Source organism: Marichromatium purpuratum 984 (assembly GCF_000224005.2).
Taxonomy (GTDB): domain Bacteria; phylum Pseudomonadota; class Gammaproteobacteria; order Chromatiales; family Chromatiaceae; genus Marichromatium; species Marichromatium purpuratum.
On record NZ_CP007031.1, the window covers coordinates 3,217,167 to 3,234,058 of the forward strand.

Sequence of the window (16,892 nt, forward strand, 5' to 3'; positions counted from 1 at the left end):
TTCTATCCTCGATTGTCGGGCCACTCCGGGCGACCCGAGTTCGCGCGGACCTGCGCCTGTCTCTCATCCGCCCAGCGCACGGCGAACCCGTTGCTGTAGCGCAGATCCACGACCAACAATTGTCCAACCGCCTCGAGCTGCGGGGCGTTGGCGATGAAGCGGGCGAGACGCTCCTCGACCTGCTCGGACCCGAGCCGCAGCTCGGTACCCATCACCAGCTCGATGCGCCAATCGCCGCGCGGATCGACCGCCAGGGTCTGGATCAGATGGCCGACCAGCATCAGTCGGTCGCGCCAGTCCTGATAGCGACTCGCCAGCTCGGCGGCGCGCGCCTCCTCGCCCACGAGCACCGGCAATCCCGCCGGCAGGGTCGCGGCGCGCGGTCGGAACACCACCCCCTCGGCGGTCACCAGACCATCGTCGTTCCAGCGCGCGATCGGCCGATGCTCCTCGACCAGCACCAGCAGCCGATCGGGCCACACCCGACGCAGACTGGCATGACCGACCCAGGCCAGCGACTCGGCCGCGCGCTTGAGTTCGACCAGGTTGGCGGTCAGGATGCCGCCATCGAGTCGCTCGGTCAGGGTCTGGCTGAGCAACGCCGAGGAGTGATGATGCAGCTCGCCCTCGACCTCGATCACCCGCACCGGCAACAACCCCGGCTCCTCCTGGATAAACCGCCAAGCCCCGAGCGGCATCGCCAGCAGCAGCACCACCCCGAGCAGCCCGCGCCAACGCGAGCGCCCCAGCCGCTGCAACAGCGGACGCTTCCTGGTAGCCCCGCGACGGCGTCGTTCAGCCACGGTCGAAACTCGTCTCCAGGATGCGCCACACCAGCCGATCGAAGTCCATCCCCGCCGCCCGCGCCGCCATCGGCACCAGGCTGTGATCGGTCATCCCCGGCACCGTGTTGATCTCCAGCAGGAAGGGGTCGCCAGCGGCGTCGAGCATCAGGTCGACCCGCCCCCAGCCGCTCGCCCCGGCCTGCTCGAAGGCGTCGAGCGCGAGCGACTGCAGCGCGTGCTCGCGCGCCGGCTCCAGTCCGCTGGGGCAGAAGTAGCGGGTGGTGTCGGCGCTGTACTTGGCCTCGTAGTCGTAGAAGACGTTGGGCGTCTCCAGCCGGATCAGCGGCAGCGCCTCCTCGCCGAGGATGGCGCAGGTGTACTCCGCGCCCGCGATCCAGCGCTCGGCGAGCACCAGGGCATCGAAGGCACTCGCCGCACGCCAGGCGGCGGCGAGCCCGGCGACGTCCTCGACCTTGGCCATGCCGATGCTCGAGCCCTCGTGCACCGGCTTGACCATCAACGGGAAACCGAGCGCCGCGGCCGTCGGCAGGTCGTCCTCGTCGCGCAGCAGCACGGCGTCTGCGGTGGGCAGACCGCCCCCCGACCACAGCAGCTTGCAGCGATGCTTGTCCATGCCCAGCGCCGAGCCGAGCACCCCGGAGCCGGTGTAGGGCATGCCGATACGCTCGAGCGCCCCCTGGATCTGGCCGTCCTCGCCGCCGCGTCCGTGGAGCACCACGAAGGCGCGCTCGAAGCCGCCGACCCGCAAGCGCTCGAGCACGTCGGCGCCGGGGTCGATCGGCTCGGCGTCGACACCCTGACGGCGCAGCGCCTCGAGCACCGCACGCCCGCTCCTCAGCGAGATCTCGCGCTCGGCCGCCTCGCCACCGAGCAACACCGCAACCCGGCCGAACCCGGCCGCGTCCTGAACCCGATGCCTGGTCATGACTCCCCCCCGACGAGCCGCCGCACCTCGGGCATCAACCGCACCCCGCTGGCGCGTTCGACCGTGGTCTGCACCAGCGCGATCAGCTCGACGATGTCCCGGGCGGTGGCATCGCCCGTGTTGATGATGAAGTTGGCGTGACGCTCGGAGACCTGGGCGCCGCCGAGTCGTCGCCCCTTGAGCCCGTTGGCCTCGATCAGTCGCGCGGCATGGTCCCCCGGCGGATTGCGGAACACCGAGCCGCAACTGGGCTGACCGATCGGTTGGGTGGCGGCGCGGCGATCGAGCAGCGCGCGAATCCGCGCCATCGCCGCGGCGCCGTCGCCGGGCTCGAGCACCAGGTCGGCGCCGACGAACCACTCGCCCGCCGGCCCGCGCACCTCGCGATAACCCGGGGTGAAGTCGCTCACCGGGCGCTCGCGGACCCTCCCCCGGCGATCGATGGTGCGCACCCGCGCGACCCACGGCCAGGTCTCGCCGCCCCAGGCCCCGGCGTTCATCGTCAGGGCGCCGCCGAGGGTGCCGGGGATGCCGGCGAGGAACTCGACCCCGACTAGGTCGGCGCGCGCGGCGACGCGGGCGAGCTTGGCGCAGGTGACCCCGGCGCCGACCCGCAGGCCGTGCTCGCCGTGACGCTCGAGCCCGTCGAGACAGCCCAGGGTGTGGATCACGGTGCCGGGAAACCCGGCGTCGTCGATCAGCACATTGCTCCCCAGTCCCAGCCACAACAGCGGCTCGCCGGGGTCGAGCGCAGCGAGGAAGGCGGCGAGATCGTCGAGATCGGCCGGGCGATAGAGCCTTCGTGCCGGACCACCGACCCGCCAGCTGGTGTAACGGGCCAGCGGCTCGTGTTCGAGCAGGGTGCCGCGCCGGGGTGTCGTCGTCTCGCTCATCGGCCCTGCTCCAACAGCTGCGGCAATCGCGCGGCCAGCCGACCGATGTCGCCGGCACCGGCCACCAGCACGATATCGCCGTCCTCGAGCAGGTTGGGCAGCAGCTCGGAAACCGCATCCGGACCTTCGACGAACACCGGATCGCACTCGCCCCGGGTGCGGATGGCGCGACTCAGGGCACGCCCGTCGGCGCCGGGGATCGGCTGCTCACCGGCCGGATAGACCTCGCAGAGCACCAGGGCGTCGACCCCCGAGAGCACTGCGACGAAATCGTCGAATTGCTCCTGGGTGCGCGAATAGCGATGCGGCTGAAACACCAGCACCAGCCGCCGCCCCGGCCAGCCCGCGCGCGCCGCCTCCAGGGTCGCGGCGAGTTCGCGCGGGTGATGGCCATAGTCGTCGACCACCAGCAGATCGCGCCCCCAGGCGTCGCGCAGTTCGTGAGAGACGAAGCGCCGCCCCACCCCCTCGAAGCGCGACAAGGCGCGCGCCACCGCCTGCTCCTCGACGCCGAGTTCGAGCGCCACGGTGATCGCCGCCAGGGCGTTGAGCACATTGTGCCGACCGGGCAGGTTGAGGGTCAGCTCGAGCGGCCCGTCGAGCGCGTCGCTCTCGACGCGGAAGCTGGTGCGCATGCCGCACTGGCGCAGCGCGCTGGCACGCACATCGGCCTCGGGGTGGGTACCGTAGGTGCGCACCGGGCGGGGGATGGTCGAGACCAGCTCGCGCACCACCGGATCGTCGATACAGAGCACCGCCAACCCGTAGAAGGGCAGGTGATGGAGGAACTCGACGAAGGTGCTGCGCAGCCGCGAGAAGTCGTTACCGTAGGTGTGCATGTGATCGGCGTCGATATTGGTGACGATCGACACCATCGGCTGCAGATACAGGAAGGATGCGTCACTCTCGTCGGCCTCGGCCACCAGGTACTTGGTGGTGCCGAGCTTGGCGTTGGCCCCGGCGCTGTTGAGCCGCCCGCCGATGACGAAGGTCGGGTCGAGCCCGCCCTCGGCGAGGATGCTCGCCACCAGGCTGGTGGTGGTGGTCTTGCCGTGGGTACCGGCCACCGCCACGCCGTAGTAGAAGCGCATCAGCTCGGCGAGCATCTCGGCACGGCGCACGATCGGGATGCGCGCGGCACGCGCGGCGCGGATCTCGGGGTTGTCCTCGTCGATCGCCGTCGAGACCACCACCGCGTCGACGTCGGCGACCTGCTCAGCGCGATGGCCGACATGGATCTCGACGCCGAGCCCGGCGAGCCGGCGGGTGACCTCGCTCTCGCGCAGGTCCGAGCCGCTGACCTCGTAGCCGAGGTTGGCCATCAGCTCGGCGATCCCGCTCATCCCCGCGCCACCGATACCGATGAAGTGCAGACGCCGGACCCGCCCCATGTTAGCGGCGGTATGTTGCAGATGTGCGTTCATCGACCGACCTCCTCGAGACAGTGCGCGGCAATCCGCGCCGCCGCCTCCGGCCGGGCGCGATCCCGCGCCGCCTCGGCCATCGCCAGCAGCGCGGCGCGATCGCCGAGCAGCTCGGCGAGCAACGCGCCGAGACGCTCGACGGTGAGCGCGGTCTGCGGCAACAAGCGCGCCGCGCCGACCTCGACCAGATAACCGGCATTGGCCTGCTGGTGATCGTCGACGGCGTGCGGATAGGGCACCAGCACCGCGCCCACGCCGGCGGCGGCCAGCTCCGAGACGGTCAGCGCGCCGGCGCGACAGACCACCAGATCGGCCCAGGCATAGGCTGCGGCCATGTCGTCGATGAAGGGCACCACCTCGGCCTCGACACCGGCCTCGCGATAGGCCGCGCGCGCCTCCTCCAGGGTGCGTGCACCGGCCTGATGGCGAACCAGCGGGCGTGCCTCGGGATCAAGCCGGGCGAGCGCCGGGGCCAGCGCGCGATTGAGCGCGAGCGCGCCGAGCGAGCCACCGAGCACCAGCAGCCGCGCCACGCCGTCACGCTCGCGCCAGCGCTCGGCCGGGGCCGGCAACGCGGCGATCTCGGCGCGCACCGGATTGCCGCTGACCTCGGCGCGACCGGGGGCGAAGCTCCCCGGGAAGCCCTCGAAGACCCGGCGCGCGATCCGCGACAACCACTGATTGGTCAGCCCCGGCACCCGGTTCTGCTCCTGCACCACCAACGGGATGCCGAGCACGCGCGCCATCAGCCCGCCGGGACCGGAGACGAAGCCGCCCATGCCGACGACCAGCGCCGGACGACGGCGGCGCAGGATGCGCGCGGCCTGCCACGAGGCACGCGCCAGCCGCCAGGGGGCGAGCAGACGCGAGCGCCAGCCCTTGCCACGCACCCCCTCGATACCGAGCCACTCGATCTCGAAGCCGTGCGCGGGCACCAGTCGCGACTCCATGCCGCGCCGAGTGCCGATCCAGAACACCCGCGCGCCCTCGGCGCGCAGCCGCTCGGCCACCGCCAGCGCGGGAAACACGTGTCCACCGGTACCGCCGGCCATGACGCCTATGCACGGACCCATTTCAACCCCCGTCTTGGTCCCGCCTCGGACTGCGCCTGACGCACCGTGGCATCGATGCGCAGCAACAGCCCCATCGCCATGCAGGCGACGATCAGACTGTTGCTGCCGTAACTGAGAAACGGCAGGGTCAACCCCTTGGTCGGGAGCAGCCCCACATTGACCCCGATGTTGACGAACGCCTGCATCCCGACCCACAACCCGATGCCCTGCGCGGCATGAGCGGCAAAGGCCTTGCCCAGCGCCTGGGCGCGGGCGCCGATGGCAAAGGCGCGCCAGGTGACGAAGACGAAGGCGGCCACCAGCAGCAGGGTCCCGAGCAGACCGAACTCCTCGCCGATCACCGAGGCAAGGAAGTCGGTGTGCGCCTCGGGCAGGAAGAACTGCTTCTGGATACCGTTGCCGAGCCCGACCCCCAGCCACTCGCCGCGACCGAAGGCGATCAACGCCTGGCTGAGCTGATACCCGCTGTTGAAGGGGTCGTCGAAGGGATCGAGGAAAGAGGTGACACGCTGCATCCGGTAGGGCGAGAAGAGCACCAGGGCCACCAGTGCGACGCCGACCACCGCGATCAGCAGCACGAAGGGCAGCACGCTCACCCCGCCGAGGAAGAGCATCCCCATCACCGTGACAAGCATCACCGCGGTGGTGCCGAAGTCCGGCTGCATCAGGGTCAGGGCACCGACCGCGCCGACCAGCACCATCGGGCGGATGAAGCCCGAGAGCCGATTGGCGACGGCATCGGCATGACGCACCAGATAGCCGGCGACATAGACCACCGCGAACAGTTTCATGAACTCGGAGGGCTGGAGATTGAAGGGACCGAGCGGGATCCAGCGCGTCGCGCCATTGACCGAATGACCGATTCCCGGGACCAGCACCAGCGCCAGCAAGGCCATGCCGCCCAGGAACATCCAGATCCCGTTGCGCTCCCACCACGACAGCGACAGACGATAGGCCACCACCCCGCCGATCAGCCCGAGCAGCAGCGCGATACTATGACGGATCACGAAATAGAAGGGCGTGCCGCAGCAACTCTCGGCGATCGACATCGACGCCGAGGCGACCATCACCAGTCCGAAGCCGAGCAGCGCGAGCACGCAGATCAGCAGCGCGTGGTCGAACGCGGGCAGTCGCTCGCGGCGACGACGCAGGTTGCGCACCGGACGGGCGGCGGCGCTCATCCTGGCAACCCCCGTACCGCCTCGGCGAAGACCCGGCCACGATGGGCATAGCCCTCGAACATGTCGAAGCTCGCGCAGGCCGGCGAGAGCAGCACCCGGTCCCCCGGCCGCGCCAGCCCGGCGGCCAACCGCACCGCCTCGAGCATGTCGGCGGCCTGGCGCAGCGGCACGCTCCCGGCGAGCGTCTGTTCGATCAGCGGCGCATCACGACCGAGCAGCACCACCGCGCGCGCGGCGCGCGCCACCGCCGGTCGCAGCGGCGCGAAATCCGCGCCCTTGCCGTCGCCGCCGGCGATCAGCACCACCCGAGCGGAATCGCCCTCGCCCACCAGTCCGTCGAGCGCGGCCACCGTGGCCCCCGGGTTGGTGCCCTTGGAGTCGTCGTACCAGCACACCCCGTCACGCTCGCGCACCAGCTCGCAGCGATGCGCCAGCCCGGAGAAATTGGTCAGCGCCTTGCAGCAGGCCTCGCGCGGCAGCCCGCAGGCCTCGGCGAGCGCCAGCGCGGCGAGCGCGTTGGCGAGGTTGTGGCGTCCGGCCAGGGCGAGGCGCGCGCACTCGAGCAGTGGCGTGTCGCCGCGACAGATCCAGTCCTCGCCGCGATGACGGCGCACCCCGTAGTCGTCCGCACCCGGCTCGCCGAGGGTGAAGCCGATCAGCGCTCGTCCCGGCTCGACGGCAACCATCGCCATCACCTCGGGGTCGTCGCGGTTGACCACCGCCACCCGCGCGTCGCGGTAGATCCGCGCCTTGGCCGCGGCATAGGCGGCAAGATCCGGGTAGCGGTCCATGTGATCGGGTGAGAGGTTGAGCACCACCGCGACCTCGGCGCCGAGATCGTGGGTGGTCTCGAGCTGGAAGCTCGAGAGTTCGAGCACATAGAGTTCGGCTTGCTCGTCGAGCAGCGCCAGCGCCGGCTCGCCGAGGTTGCCGCCGACCGCCACGCGCCGCCCGGCCAGCCGCGCCATCAGCCCGACCAGCGAGGTCACCGTGCTCTTGCCGTTGGAACCGGTGATGGCACAGATCGGCGCCCGCGCAGCGCGGGCGAACAGCTCGATGTCGCCGACCACCTCGACCCCGCGGGCGATCGCCGCGGCGATCAGCGGCTCGGCGAGCGCCACCCCGGGGCTGACCACCAGCTGCTCGGCGGCCTCGAACACCTCGCGCTCGAAACCGCCGACGAACACCGCCAGCTCCGGCAGCGACTCGCGCAGCGCATCGAGTCCAGGGGGCTGAGCACGCGAGTCGGTCACCGCCGTCGGCACGCCCAGGGCGTGCAGATGGCGCGCGCAGGACAGCCCGGTCTTGCCGAGGCCGACGACCAGGGTCTTGGGGGCCGGGGGCTGGGTGAGTCGCTCAGTCATATCAACGGATCTTCAAGCTCGCCAGTCCGATCAGCACCAGTACCACGGTGACGATCCAGAAGCGCACGATCACCCGCGGCTCGGGCCAGCCCTGCAGCTCGAAGTGATGATGCAGCGGCGCCATGCGGAAGATGCGCTTGCCGGTGAGCTTGAACGACATCACCTGGAGCATCACCGAGATGGTCTCGACCACGAACACCCCGCCCATCACGAACAGCACCAGCTCCTGACGCACCGCCACCGCTACGGTGCCGAGCGCGGCGCCGAGCGCGAGCGCGCCGACATCCCCCATGAACACCTGCGCCGGATAGGCGTTGAACCAGAGGAAACCGAGCCCGGCGCCGACCAGCGCGGCGCAGAAGATCACCAGCTCGCCGACGTCGGCGACATAGGGGATCAGCAGATAATCGGCGATCTCGGCGTGACCACTGGCATAGACGAAGAGACCCAGCGCCCCGGCCACCAGCACCGTGGGCATGATCGCCAGCCCGTCGAGCCCGTCGGTGAGATTGACCGCGTTGCTCGAGCCGACGATGACGAAATAGGTCAGCAGGATGAACCAGGGGCCGAGCTGGATCGAGACGTTCTTCAGATAGGGGATCAGCAGCGCGGTCTCGGCCGGGGTGGAGGCGCTGACATAGAGGGCCACGGCGGCGACGAAGCCGAACACCGTCTGCCACAGATACTTCCAGCGCGCCGGCAGCCCGCGCGGGTCGCGCTGCACCAGCTTCTTGTAGTCGTCGACCAGACCGATGGCGCCAAAGGCCAGGGTGGTGAGCAACACGATCCAGACATAGTGGTTGCCGAGATCGGCCCACAGCAGAGTGCTGATGGCCACCGCCACCAGGATCAGCGCCCCGCCCATGGTCGGGGTGCCGGACTTCGACAGATGGCTCTGCGGGCCGTCGTCGCGCACCGTCTGGCCGATCTTGTAGGCACGCAGCCGACGGATCATCGGCCGCCCTACCAGCAAGGCGATCGCCAGCGCGGTCAACACCCCAAGGATGGCGCGCAGGGTGAGATAGCGAAAGACGCTGAACCCACTATCGAGTCCGGCGAGCCAGTCAGTCAGATAAAGCAGCAAACTCGTCTCCTCCAGCGGCGCAGAGCGCCTCTACGATGCGTTCCATTCGTGCGGTGCGCGACCCCTTGACCAGCACCCGATCATCGGCGCCGAGTTCGGCGCGCAGCGCGGCGATCAGCGCCGCCTGATCGGCGAAGTGCTCGCCCCCGGCGCCGAAGCCGTCGACCGCGGCGGCGCTCAGCGGACCCACTGCGGCGAGGCGCTCGATGCCGGCGGCGCGCGCGCGCTCGCCGATCTCGCGGTGCAGCGACTCGGCCTCGGGGCCGAGTTCGCCGAGATCGCCGAGCACCAGCCAGCGGCGTCCGGCAAAGCCGCTCAGGACCGCGATCGCGGCGGCGATCGAGTCGGGGTTGGCGTTGTAGGTATCGTCGATCAGATGCAACCGTCCCGCCCCGCACAGCCGCGGGCAGAGTCGGCCGGGGACCGGGCGCAGCGCGGCCAGTCCGTCGCGGATCGCCGTGTCCTCGACACCGAGGGCGAACGCCACGGTGCTCGCGGCGAGGGCGTTGCGCACGTTGTGCTCGCCGGCCAGCGGCAGCGCCAGGGCGTGCGCCTCGCCACCGTGACGCGCGACGAAACGGGTGCGGAACCCCTGTGCGTCCCAGTCGACCTCGATCTCGGCACGAGCGGCCCCGACCGCCGGGCGCACCGTCGCCGGGGTACGCGGACCGTCGTCGATGGCGAAGGTCGAGACCCGCTGGGCGAACGCCAGCTCGCGCCACAGCCCGATGTAGGGCGAGTCCTCGGGCACCACCAGGATGCCGTGCGGGAGCAGCCCACGGGCGATCTCGCCCTTGGCGCGGGCGACCCCCTCGAGCGAGCCGAACCCCTCGAGATGGGCACGCCCGGCATTGGTGATCAGCGCCACGTCGGGACGGGCGATATCGGTCATGTAACCGATCTCGCCGGGGTGGTTGGCACCCATCTCGAGCACCAGGAAATCCTCGTCGCGCGCGCCGAGCAGGGTCAGCGGCATGCCGATGTCGTTATTGAGGTTGCCGCTGGTGGCATGCACCCGGCCGACCTGGCCGAGGATCGCCGCGACCATTTCCTTGGCGGTGGTCTTGCCGTTGCTGCCGGTGATCGCCACCACCCGAGCGCGCAACCGCGCCCGCCAGGCATGCGCCAGCCGGCCCAGCCCGAGCCGGGTGTCGTCGACCACCCACTGCGGCAGATCGACCGCCACCGGATGATCGACCAGCGCCGCCACCGCACCGGCGCGCCGCGCCGCCTCGACGTGTTCGTGACCGTCGAAGCGTGGTCCGCGCAGGGCCACGAACAGCTGACCGCTGCAATCGACCCGACTGTCGGTGCCGACCCCGTCGAAACGGCAATCAGTGCCCTGGAGTCGGCCCCCGGCCGCGGTCACGGCCTCGCCAAGCGTCCACATCAGTGATGTCCCTCCCGCCACTCGCGCAACGCCTCGACGGCCTGTGCGCGATCGCTGAATCGTCTCTTCAAGTCACCCATGTCCTGATAGGTCTCGTGTCCCTTGCCTGCGACCACTACCGCGTCACCGCGACCGGCGAGCGCGATGGCCAGCCGGATCGCCAACCCCCGCTGGTGCTCGACACGCACCCGCTCGCGCTCGCCGACGCCCTCGAGGATGTCGGCGACGATGGCCTCGGGCGATTCGGTGCGCGGATTGTCGTCGGTAAGGATCAGGCCGTCGCTGAGGCTCTCGGCGATCGACCCCATCAGCGGGCGCTTGCCGCGATCGCGATCGCCGCCGCAACCGAACACCGTGATCAATCGGCCACTGGTGTGCTCGCGGACATTGACCAACGCCTTCTCCAGCGCGTCGGGGGTATGGGCGTAGTCGACCACCACCAGCGGCGCATCACTACCGCCGAAACACTCCATCCGCCCCGGCACCCCGCGGATGCGTGCCAGCTCGCGCACCGCGCGCTCCAGCGGCAGCCCGCGCGAGCACATCACCGCCAGCACCGCGAGCAGATTGGCGGCGTTGAAGCGACCGATCAGCCCGACCTCGAGTTCGGCGCGCTCGGTGCGTCGGGTGGTGCGCGACTCGACGTGCAGATAAAGGCTGTGCGGACGCGGCTCGATGGCCAGGGCGCGCAGTCGCAGCGCACAGCGCGACGGGGTCGGACCCTCGGGATCGATGCCGTAACCGGCGACCTGGACCTCAGGGGCCAGGGTCTCGAGCAGACGCGCGCTGAACGGGTCGTCGAGATTGAGTACCGCCCACTGCAGCCCCGGGCTGAGGAAGAGTCGGCGCTTGGCCTCGCCATAGGCGGTCATGTCACCGTGATAGTCGAGATGGTCGCGACTGAGGTTGGTGAAGACGGCATGGCTGAAGCGCGCGGCGCTGGTGCGCCCCTGATCGAGTGCGTGCGAGGAGACCTCCATCGCCACCGCGCGCGCGCCCTGGGCGCGCAGCGACTCGAGCAGCGCCTGCAACGAGATCGCATCCGGGGTGGTGTGGGTGGGCGAGCGCAGCGCCCCGGGGAAGCCGTTGCCGAGGGTGCCGATCACCGCACAGTCAAGCTCCGGAGCGAGCGCCTGGGCGAGGAAGTGGCTGACGCTGGTCTTGCCGTTGGTGCCGGTGACGCCGAACAGCTCCAGGCGCTCGCTGGGCGCACCGTAGAAACGCGCGGCCAACGCGCTGGCGCGCGCCGCAAGCCCCTCGACCGGGATCACCGGCAAGCCGAGACAGGCGCCGAGATCGAGGATGGCCTCGACCGGCCAGTCCGCCGAGATCTCGGCGAGGATCGCCGTCGCCCCACGATGCTTGGCCTCCTGGGCGAAGGCCAGGCCGTGCAGACTGCCCCCCTGGCAGGCGAGGAAGAGCGCGCCCTGCGACAGCATCCGACTGTCGAGCGCGATCGAGCACACCGGACGATCGGCGGCATCGCCGGCCTCGGCAACCCCATCGATGAGATCACCCAGACGCCAGGCGCAGGCGGTCGAGGAGAGCGCGATCACAGCCCTGGCCCTCCACGTCCGCTCAACAGCATCGATGGGGGAGGATCATCCGGCGGCACGTTGAACAGCCGCAGCGCCCCCTCCATCACCTTCTGGAACACCGGGGCGGCGACCACCCCACCGTAGTAGGACTTGCCGCCCGGCTCGTCGATCATCACCACCGTCACCAATCGCGGACGCTCCGCCGGCGCGAAACCGGCGAACACCGCCTGATAGCGCCGGCCCGCATAGCCATTGGGACCGGCTTTCTTCGCCGTCCCGGTCTTGCCCGCCACGCGATAGCCGGCGATCGCCGCGCGCCGGGCGGTGCCTTTCTCGGACACCACCTGTTCCATGATCGCGCGCACCGTGCGCGCGGTCTCGGCACTGAGCACCCGGCTCCCCGGCATCGTCGCCCCCGGCTCGCGTCTGAGCAGGGTGACCGGACGCTTGATGCCGTCGGCGGCGAGCGTGGCATAGGCCTGGGCCAGCTGCAGCGTGGTCACCGACAGGCCGTAGCCGAAGGCGAGCGTGGCGTGCTCGAAGACCCGCCAGTCTGAATAGTGACGCAGGTTGCCGGGGCTCTCGCCGGGAAATCCGATCCCGGTGACACGACCGAAGCCGAGATGGTCGTAGAGGCTCCAGAGGTCGGCGTACTCCATCATCTGCGCGATCTTGACCACGCCGACGTTGCTCGACTTGGCGATCACCCCGGTGACGTCGAGCAGACCGTAGTCGTGGACGTCGCGCACCAGATTGCGCCCGACCCGGAAGTAACCCGGCTCGGTGTCGATCTCGGTGGTGGGCGTGATCAGCCCGCGCTCGAGCGCCGCGGCCACCACCAGCGGCTTGACCGTGGAGCCGGGCTCGATCACGTCGGTGACACAGCGATTGCGACGACGCTCGCTACCGCCATCGCTCAACGCGTTGGGGTTGTAGCCGGGCTGGTTGACCATCGCCAGCACCTCGCCGGTGTCGACATCGAGCGTCACCAGGGTGCCGCCGACGGCCTCGTGCTCGCGCACCGCCGCCAGCAGCTCGCGATAGGCGAGGAACTGCAGCCGGCGGTCGAGACTCAGCACCAGATCGGTGCCCTGGCGCGGCGGGCGCAGCTGCTCGACCTCCTGGACGATGCGCTTGCGCCCGTCGCGGATCACCCGGCGCAGCCCCGGCTCGGACTGGAGCTGGGCGTCGTAGGCGAACTCGATACCCTCCTGACCACGGTCCTCGATGTCGGTGAAGCCGATGACGTGCCCGAACACCTCGGCGCCCGGATAGAAACGCCGGTACTCGGTCTCGAAGTCGACACCACCGAGACGCTCGCGTGCGATCAGCTCGCGCACCGCGCGCGCCTCGTCGAAATCGACCCGACGCTTGAGATAGATGAAACCGCGATCGGACTTGGCAAGCACCCGCTCGCGTAGCGCCTGCGGCTCGAGACCCAGCGCCCGCGCCAGCTCGGGGAGCACGTCGAGCCGCTCGACCAGTTTGCGCGGATCGGCCCACACCGTCTCGACCGGGGTGCTGACGGCCAGCGGCTCGCCGTTGCGGTCGCTGATCATGCCGCGACGCGCGGCGATCTCGGCCACCCGCAGATAGCGCCGCTCGCCCTCGGTCTGGAGGAAGTCGGTCTCGACCACCTGACGATAGAAGACCCCGGCGCCGAGCAGCACGAAGGCCACCGCCAGCGCCATCAGCAACAGCCGACGACGCAATCCGATGTCGGGGCGACGGGGCTTGGCGGGTTCGCGCGAGCGCCGGGAACGACGGCTAGGGTTGGCCATGGCCGGTCTCCTCGAGCAACAGCACGTCGCCGGGGCGCGGCGAGAACATGCCGAGCTGCTCGCGCACGATCCGCTCGATCCGCGAATGGGTGGAGAGCGCCGCCTCCTCGAGTCGCAGCCGGTTCCACTCGACGTCGATGGCGTCGCGCTGGGCGCGCAGGTCCTGGAGCTGGGCGAAGTGCACCCGGGTCAGATACTTGGTGTGGACCACGGCGATGGCCGAGACCACCACCGCGAACCCCAGCACCGCCGCGATCCAGAGTTCAGCACGCGCCATCGGCTGTGCTCCGCTCGGCCACGCGCATGATGGCGCTGCGCGCGCGCGGGTTGGACTCGGATTCGACCGTCGAGGGACGCTGCGCCTTGCCGAGCAGGCGCAGCCGCCCCGGGGCCGGGGCACCGGTCACCGGCACGCCCTTGGGCAGCACCGCGCCGCGCGACTCGCGACGCATGAAGTGCTTGACGATGCGGTCCTCCAGCGAGTGGAAGCTGATCACCACCAGCCGCCCACCGGGGGCGAGCAGCTCGCAGACCTGATCGAGGCAGCGCTCGATCTCGCCGAGTTCGTCGTTGACCTGGATGCGCAGCGCCTGGAAGGTGCGGGTGGCCGGGTGCTTGCCCGGCTCGCGCCGCCCCGGCTGGGCGCGATCGACCAGCGCGGCAAGCTCGGCGGTGGTGCGCAGCGGGGCCTCGGCACGACGCTCGCAGATCGCGCGCGCGATACGCTTGGCGAAGCGCTCCTCGCCGAACTCGCGCAGTACGCGCGCGATCTCCTGCTGTTCCGCATGCATCAGCCAGTCCGCAGCCGACTCGCCCCGACTCGGGTCCATGCGCATGTCAAGCGGCCCGTCGGCGCTGAAGCTGAAGCCGCGCTCGGCGGTGTCGAGCTGCGGCGAGGAGACGCCGAGATCGAGCAGGATGCCGTTGAGCGGTTCGGTCTCGCCGGCCTCGGCGAGCGCCGCGCCGATCCCGCCGAAGGCGCTGTGGAGGATGCGAAAACGCGGGTCGTCGAGCGCGCGCGCGGCGGCGATCGCCTCGGGATCGCGGTCGAGCCCGATCAGCCGCCCTGTCGGAGCCAGCCGCGCGAGCACGGCGCGACTGTGCCCGCCGCGCCCGAAGGTCGCGTCGACATAGCGCCCGCCCGGTTCGGTCACCAGCGCACTCACCGCCTCGTCGAGCAGCACCGAGCGATGAATGGTCTGGGAGTCCATGGGAACAGGGCGTGCAGGGGTCATGAGAGGGCTCACAGGGTGAAGGACCCGAGTCCGGCCGCGGCGGCCAGCTCGTCGATCGCGGTGTCGTTCAGTGCCGCGACGGTACGCGCGTTCCAGGCAAGCTCGTCCCACAGCTCGAACTTGGCACCCTGGCCGACGAAGGCGACCCGTTTGTCGAGCGTGGCGAAATCACGCAAATGCTGGGGCAACAGGATTCGACCCTGAGCATCCATTTCCACGTCTTGTGCATTCCCGATATAGAGGCGCTGGATAGCGCGTGCCGTGGCATCGAAGGCGGGGAGTGCGGCGAGTTTGCGCTCGATCGTGTCCCATTCGGACTCTGGATAGAGCAGCAGACAGCGGTCACGATCGACCGTCACGACCAGCTGGGAATCACAGGCAGCACGCAGCCGTTCACGGTACCGGGCAGGTACCGCGAGACGTCCCTTGGCATCGAGATTGACGAGACTGACCCCCCGAAACACCGAGCGCCCCCGCGGCGAACCGCCTGGTTCCTGCTCCCTGATTCCCCACTCCCCCCCACTTGACTCCCATGTTAGAGAGGGGTCTGGGGTCAGTCAAGGAAACGGTGGACTTTATTCTTGGACAGTCAGCAACTTACGCCGGCAAGTTCGACCAACGCCGAAGAGCCGGTGAAAGGTTTGGATATCAAAAGGCTGGAGAATAAACTTCAGGTCACGCTTCACCTTCCGACCAGGTTGGGCGCGAGCACTGAATGGGGACGGAGACAAAGATCGATGGTGGGAAGGGAGTCGGCCGATAAGCCGGGTTCTGTCGTGGACAGCCATTCATCTGGGACGCGCGTCGCCGCGCGCCTCTAGCGACCTACCCGGGAACACGCGCGGGCCGCGCGCTGCGGTCGAAGCCGCGAGTTCCCCTATTTGGTCTTGCTCCGGGTGGGGTTTACCCTGCCACTGATGTTGCCATCAGCGCGGTGCGCTCTTACCGCACCATTTCACCCTTACCTCCCGTCCGAAAACGGGATCGGCGGTATCTTTTCTGCGGCACTTTCCGTGGACTCTCGCCCCCCAGGCGTTACCTGGCACCCTGCCCTATGGAGCCCGGACTTTCCTCTCCCGTCACCAGGACGGAAGCGACTGTCTGGCCGACTCCCAAGCAAACAGTATACCCGAGAACTATGCCTTAGGTCGCACGGGATCGAGCCGCCAGCCGCCAGCCGCCAGCCGCCAGCCGCCAGCCAACAGCCAACAGCCAACAGCCAACAGCCAACAGCCAACAGCCAACAGCCAACAGCGGATTGTCTTCGGCTCCCGATGGTGAGGGCAGGCGCCCACTGGGGGCTGGTGACTGAGAGCTGGCGACTGGCGGCTGAAAGCCGCCCCCTACCCCTTCCCGCCCAGCTCCAGCTCGACGCCGAGGCGGTAGAGGGCGTTGGTCTTGGCGCCGGTGATCTGCGCGGCGAGGGCGGCGGCGCGGCGCAGTGGCAAGGCCTCGGCGAGGATGCGCAGCACCCGCTCCTGTTCGGCGCGGTCGGGGGCGGCCTCGCCGCGCTGACCCTCGACCAGGATCACCAACTCGCCGAGGCGCTGCTCGGCATCGTCCTCCAGGCGTTCGGCCAAGGCCGCCGGGGTGGCCGAGAGGAAGGTCTCGAAGCGCTTGGTCAACTCGCGTGCGACCACCGCCCGGCGCTCGCCGAGCACCGCGGCCAGGTCACGCAGCGTCGCCACCGCGCGCTTGCCGCTCTCGTAGAGGATCAGGGTGCCGGGCTCGGCGGCGAGCGACTCGAACAGCTCCAGGCGCTGCGACTGACCGCGCGGCGGAAAACCGAGGAAGACGAAGCGGTCGCTCGGCAATCCGGCAGCCGAGAGCGCGCAGATCAGCGCGCTCGGACCCGGCACCGGCACCACGGAGAAGTCGGCCGCGCGCGCCGCGCTCACCAGCTCATAACCGGGGTCACTGACCAATGGGGTACCGGCATCCGAGACCAGGGCGACATCGCGCCCCTCGCCGAGCGCCTCGAGCACTCGTGCGCAACAGCTCTCGGCATTGTGCTCGTGACAGGACACCAGACGCGCCGAGACCCCCAGATGGGCGAGCAGCCGCCCGCTCTCACGGGTATCCTCAGCGGCGATCAAATCGACCGTATTCAAAGTGTTACGCGCACGCTCCGAGATGTCGGCAAGATTGCCGATCGGCGTGGCCACCACGTATAGTACTCCGCGACCTCGTTCCATATC

15 protein-coding genes and 1 other RNA gene are annotated in these 16,892 nt (G+C 69.8%); all 16 read right to left on the bottom strand.

Annotated features, from left to right (window positions below; genetic code table 11):
- Positions 1-2: 2 nt before the first annotated feature.
- Complete coding sequence (locus MARPU_RS13950) at positions 3-803, bottom strand: cell division protein FtsQ/DivIB (RefSeq protein ID WP_232229477.1); 801 nt, start codon at positions 801-803, stop codon at positions 3-5.
- A complete protein-coding gene (locus MARPU_RS13955; RefSeq protein WP_005221102.1) occupies positions 796-1,731 on the bottom strand; it encodes a D-alanine--D-alanine ligase in 936 nt (311 codons plus the stop codon). The genes MARPU_RS13950 and MARPU_RS13955 overlap by 8 nt, the downstream gene beginning before the upstream one ends.
- Positions 1,728-2,624: a UDP-N-acetylmuramate dehydrogenase gene (gene murB, locus MARPU_RS13960; RefSeq protein WP_005221100.1), complete on the bottom strand. Its 897-nt coding sequence runs from the start codon at positions 2,622-2,624 to the stop codon at positions 1,728-1,730. Before murB ends, MARPU_RS13955 begins: the two co-directional genes overlap by 4 nt.
- Complete coding sequence (gene murC, locus MARPU_RS13965; RefSeq protein ID WP_005221099.1) at positions 2,621-4,048, bottom strand: UDP-N-acetylmuramate--L-alanine ligase; 1,428 nt, start codon at positions 4,046-4,048, stop codon at positions 2,621-2,623. Before murC ends, murB begins: the two co-directional genes overlap by 4 nt.
- Positions 4,045-5,121, bottom strand: a complete 1,077-nt coding sequence (murG, locus tag MARPU_RS13970; protein ID WP_005221097.1) for an undecaprenyldiphospho-muramoylpentapeptide beta-N-acetylglucosaminyltransferase — start codon at positions 5,119-5,121, stop codon at positions 4,045-4,047. Before murG ends, murC begins: the two co-directional genes overlap by 4 nt.
- Entirely contained in the window at positions 5,106-6,302 is a 1,197-nt protein-coding gene (gene ftsW, locus MARPU_RS13975; RefSeq protein WP_005221096.1) for a putative lipid II flippase FtsW, read from the bottom strand. Before ftsW ends, murG begins: the two co-directional genes overlap by 16 nt.
- Positions 6,299-7,666 carry a UDP-N-acetylmuramoyl-L-alanine--D-glutamate ligase gene (murD, locus tag MARPU_RS13980; RefSeq protein ID WP_005221094.1) on the bottom strand — a complete coding sequence of 456 codons (1,368 nt, stop codon included), beginning with the start codon at positions 7,664-7,666 and terminating at the stop codon, positions 6,299-6,301. The genes ftsW and murD overlap by 4 nt, the downstream gene beginning before the upstream one ends.
- Before the next feature lies 1 nt (position 7,667).
- Positions 7,668-8,750 carry a phospho-N-acetylmuramoyl-pentapeptide-transferase gene (mraY, locus tag MARPU_RS13985; RefSeq protein WP_005221092.1) on the bottom strand — a complete coding sequence of 361 codons (1,083 nt, stop codon included), beginning with the start codon at positions 8,748-8,750 and terminating at the stop codon, positions 7,668-7,670.
- Positions 8,731-10,140 (bottom strand): UDP-N-acetylmuramoyl-tripeptide--D-alanyl-D-alanine ligase, encoded by a 1,410-nt coding sequence (locus tag MARPU_RS13990; protein ID WP_005221090.1) that lies wholly within the window; start codon positions 10,138-10,140, stop codon positions 8,731-8,733. The genes mraY and MARPU_RS13990 overlap by 20 nt, the downstream gene beginning before the upstream one ends.
- Positions 10,140-11,696, bottom strand: a complete 1,557-nt coding sequence (locus MARPU_RS13995; protein ID WP_005221088.1) for a UDP-N-acetylmuramoyl-L-alanyl-D-glutamate--2,6-diaminopimelate ligase — start codon at positions 11,694-11,696, stop codon at positions 10,140-10,142. Before MARPU_RS13995 ends, MARPU_RS13990 begins: the two co-directional genes overlap by 1 nt.
- On the bottom strand, positions 11,693-13,459 hold the full coding sequence (locus tag MARPU_RS14000) for a peptidoglycan D,D-transpeptidase FtsI family protein (RefSeq protein WP_005221087.1): 1,767 nt from the start codon (positions 13,457-13,459) through the stop codon (positions 11,693-11,695). Before MARPU_RS14000 ends, MARPU_RS13995 begins: the two co-directional genes overlap by 4 nt.
- Positions 13,446-13,736 carry a cell division protein FtsL gene (gene ftsL, locus MARPU_RS14005; RefSeq protein WP_005221086.1) on the bottom strand — a complete coding sequence of 97 codons (291 nt, stop codon included), beginning with the start codon at positions 13,734-13,736 and terminating at the stop codon, positions 13,446-13,448. The genes MARPU_RS14000 and ftsL overlap by 14 nt, the downstream gene beginning before the upstream one ends.
- Positions 13,723-14,670 carry a 16S rRNA (cytosine(1402)-N(4))-methyltransferase RsmH gene (rsmH, locus tag MARPU_RS14010; RefSeq protein WP_005221085.1) on the bottom strand — a complete coding sequence of 316 codons (948 nt, stop codon included), beginning with the start codon at positions 14,668-14,670 and terminating at the stop codon, positions 13,723-13,725. Before rsmH ends, ftsL begins: the two co-directional genes overlap by 14 nt.
- 32 nt (positions 14,671-14,702) lie before the next feature.
- Positions 14,703-15,158 carry a division/cell wall cluster transcriptional repressor MraZ gene (gene mraZ, locus MARPU_RS14015; RefSeq protein ID WP_005221084.1) on the bottom strand — a complete coding sequence of 152 codons (456 nt, stop codon included), beginning with the start codon at positions 15,156-15,158 and terminating at the stop codon, positions 14,703-14,705.
- 280 nt (positions 15,159-15,438) lie between these two features.
- Positions 15,439-15,807: RNase P RNA component class A (gene rnpB, locus MARPU_RS16875), an RNA gene on the bottom strand.
- 230 nt (positions 15,808-16,037) lie between these two features.
- Positions 16,038-16,889, bottom strand: a complete 852-nt coding sequence (gene rsmI / locus MARPU_RS14020) for a 16S rRNA (cytidine(1402)-2'-O)-methyltransferase (protein WP_005221083.1) — start codon at positions 16,887-16,889, stop codon at positions 16,038-16,040.
- Between the last annotated feature and the right edge of the window lie 3 nt (positions 16,890-16,892).

Coding starts and splice junctions, on each gene's coding strand:
- MARPU_RS13955 (WP_005221102.1), bottom strand. CDS start 1,731: ATGACCAGGCATCGGGTTCAGGACGCGGCCGGGTTCGGCCGGGTTGCG.
- murB (WP_005221100.1), bottom strand. CDS start 2,624: ATGAGCGAGACGACGACACCCCGGCGCGGCACCCTGCTCGAACACGAG.
- murC (WP_005221099.1), bottom strand. CDS start 4,048: ATGAACGCACATCTGCAACATACCGCCGCTAACATGGGGCGGGTCCGG.
- murG (WP_005221097.1), bottom strand. CDS start 5,121: ATGGGTCCGTGCATAGGCGTCATGGCCGGCGGTACCGGTGGACACGTG.
- ftsW (WP_005221096.1), bottom strand. CDS start 6,302: ATGAGCGCCGCCGCCCGTCCGGTGCGCAACCTGCGTCGTCGCCGCGAG.
- murD (WP_005221094.1), bottom strand. CDS start 7,666: ATGACTGAGCGACTCACCCAGCCCCCGGCCCCCAAGACCCTGGTCGTC.
- MARPU_RS13990 (WP_005221090.1), bottom strand. CDS start 10,140: ATGTGGACGCTTGGCGAGGCCGTGACCGCGGCCGGGGGCCGACTCCAG.
- MARPU_RS14000 (WP_005221087.1), bottom strand. CDS start 13,459: ATGGCCAACCCTAGCCGTCGTTCCCGGCGCTCGCGCGAACCCGCCAAG.
- ftsL (WP_005221086.1), bottom strand. CDS start 13,736: ATGGCGCGTGCTGAACTCTGGATCGCGGCGGTGCTGGGGTTCGCGGTG.
- rsmH (WP_005221085.1), bottom strand. CDS start 14,670: ATGGACTCCCAGACCATTCATCGCTCGGTGCTGCTCGACGAGGCGGTG.
- rsmI (WP_005221083.1), bottom strand. CDS start 16,889: ATGGAACGAGGTCGCGGAGTACTATACGTGGTGGCCACGCCGATCGGC.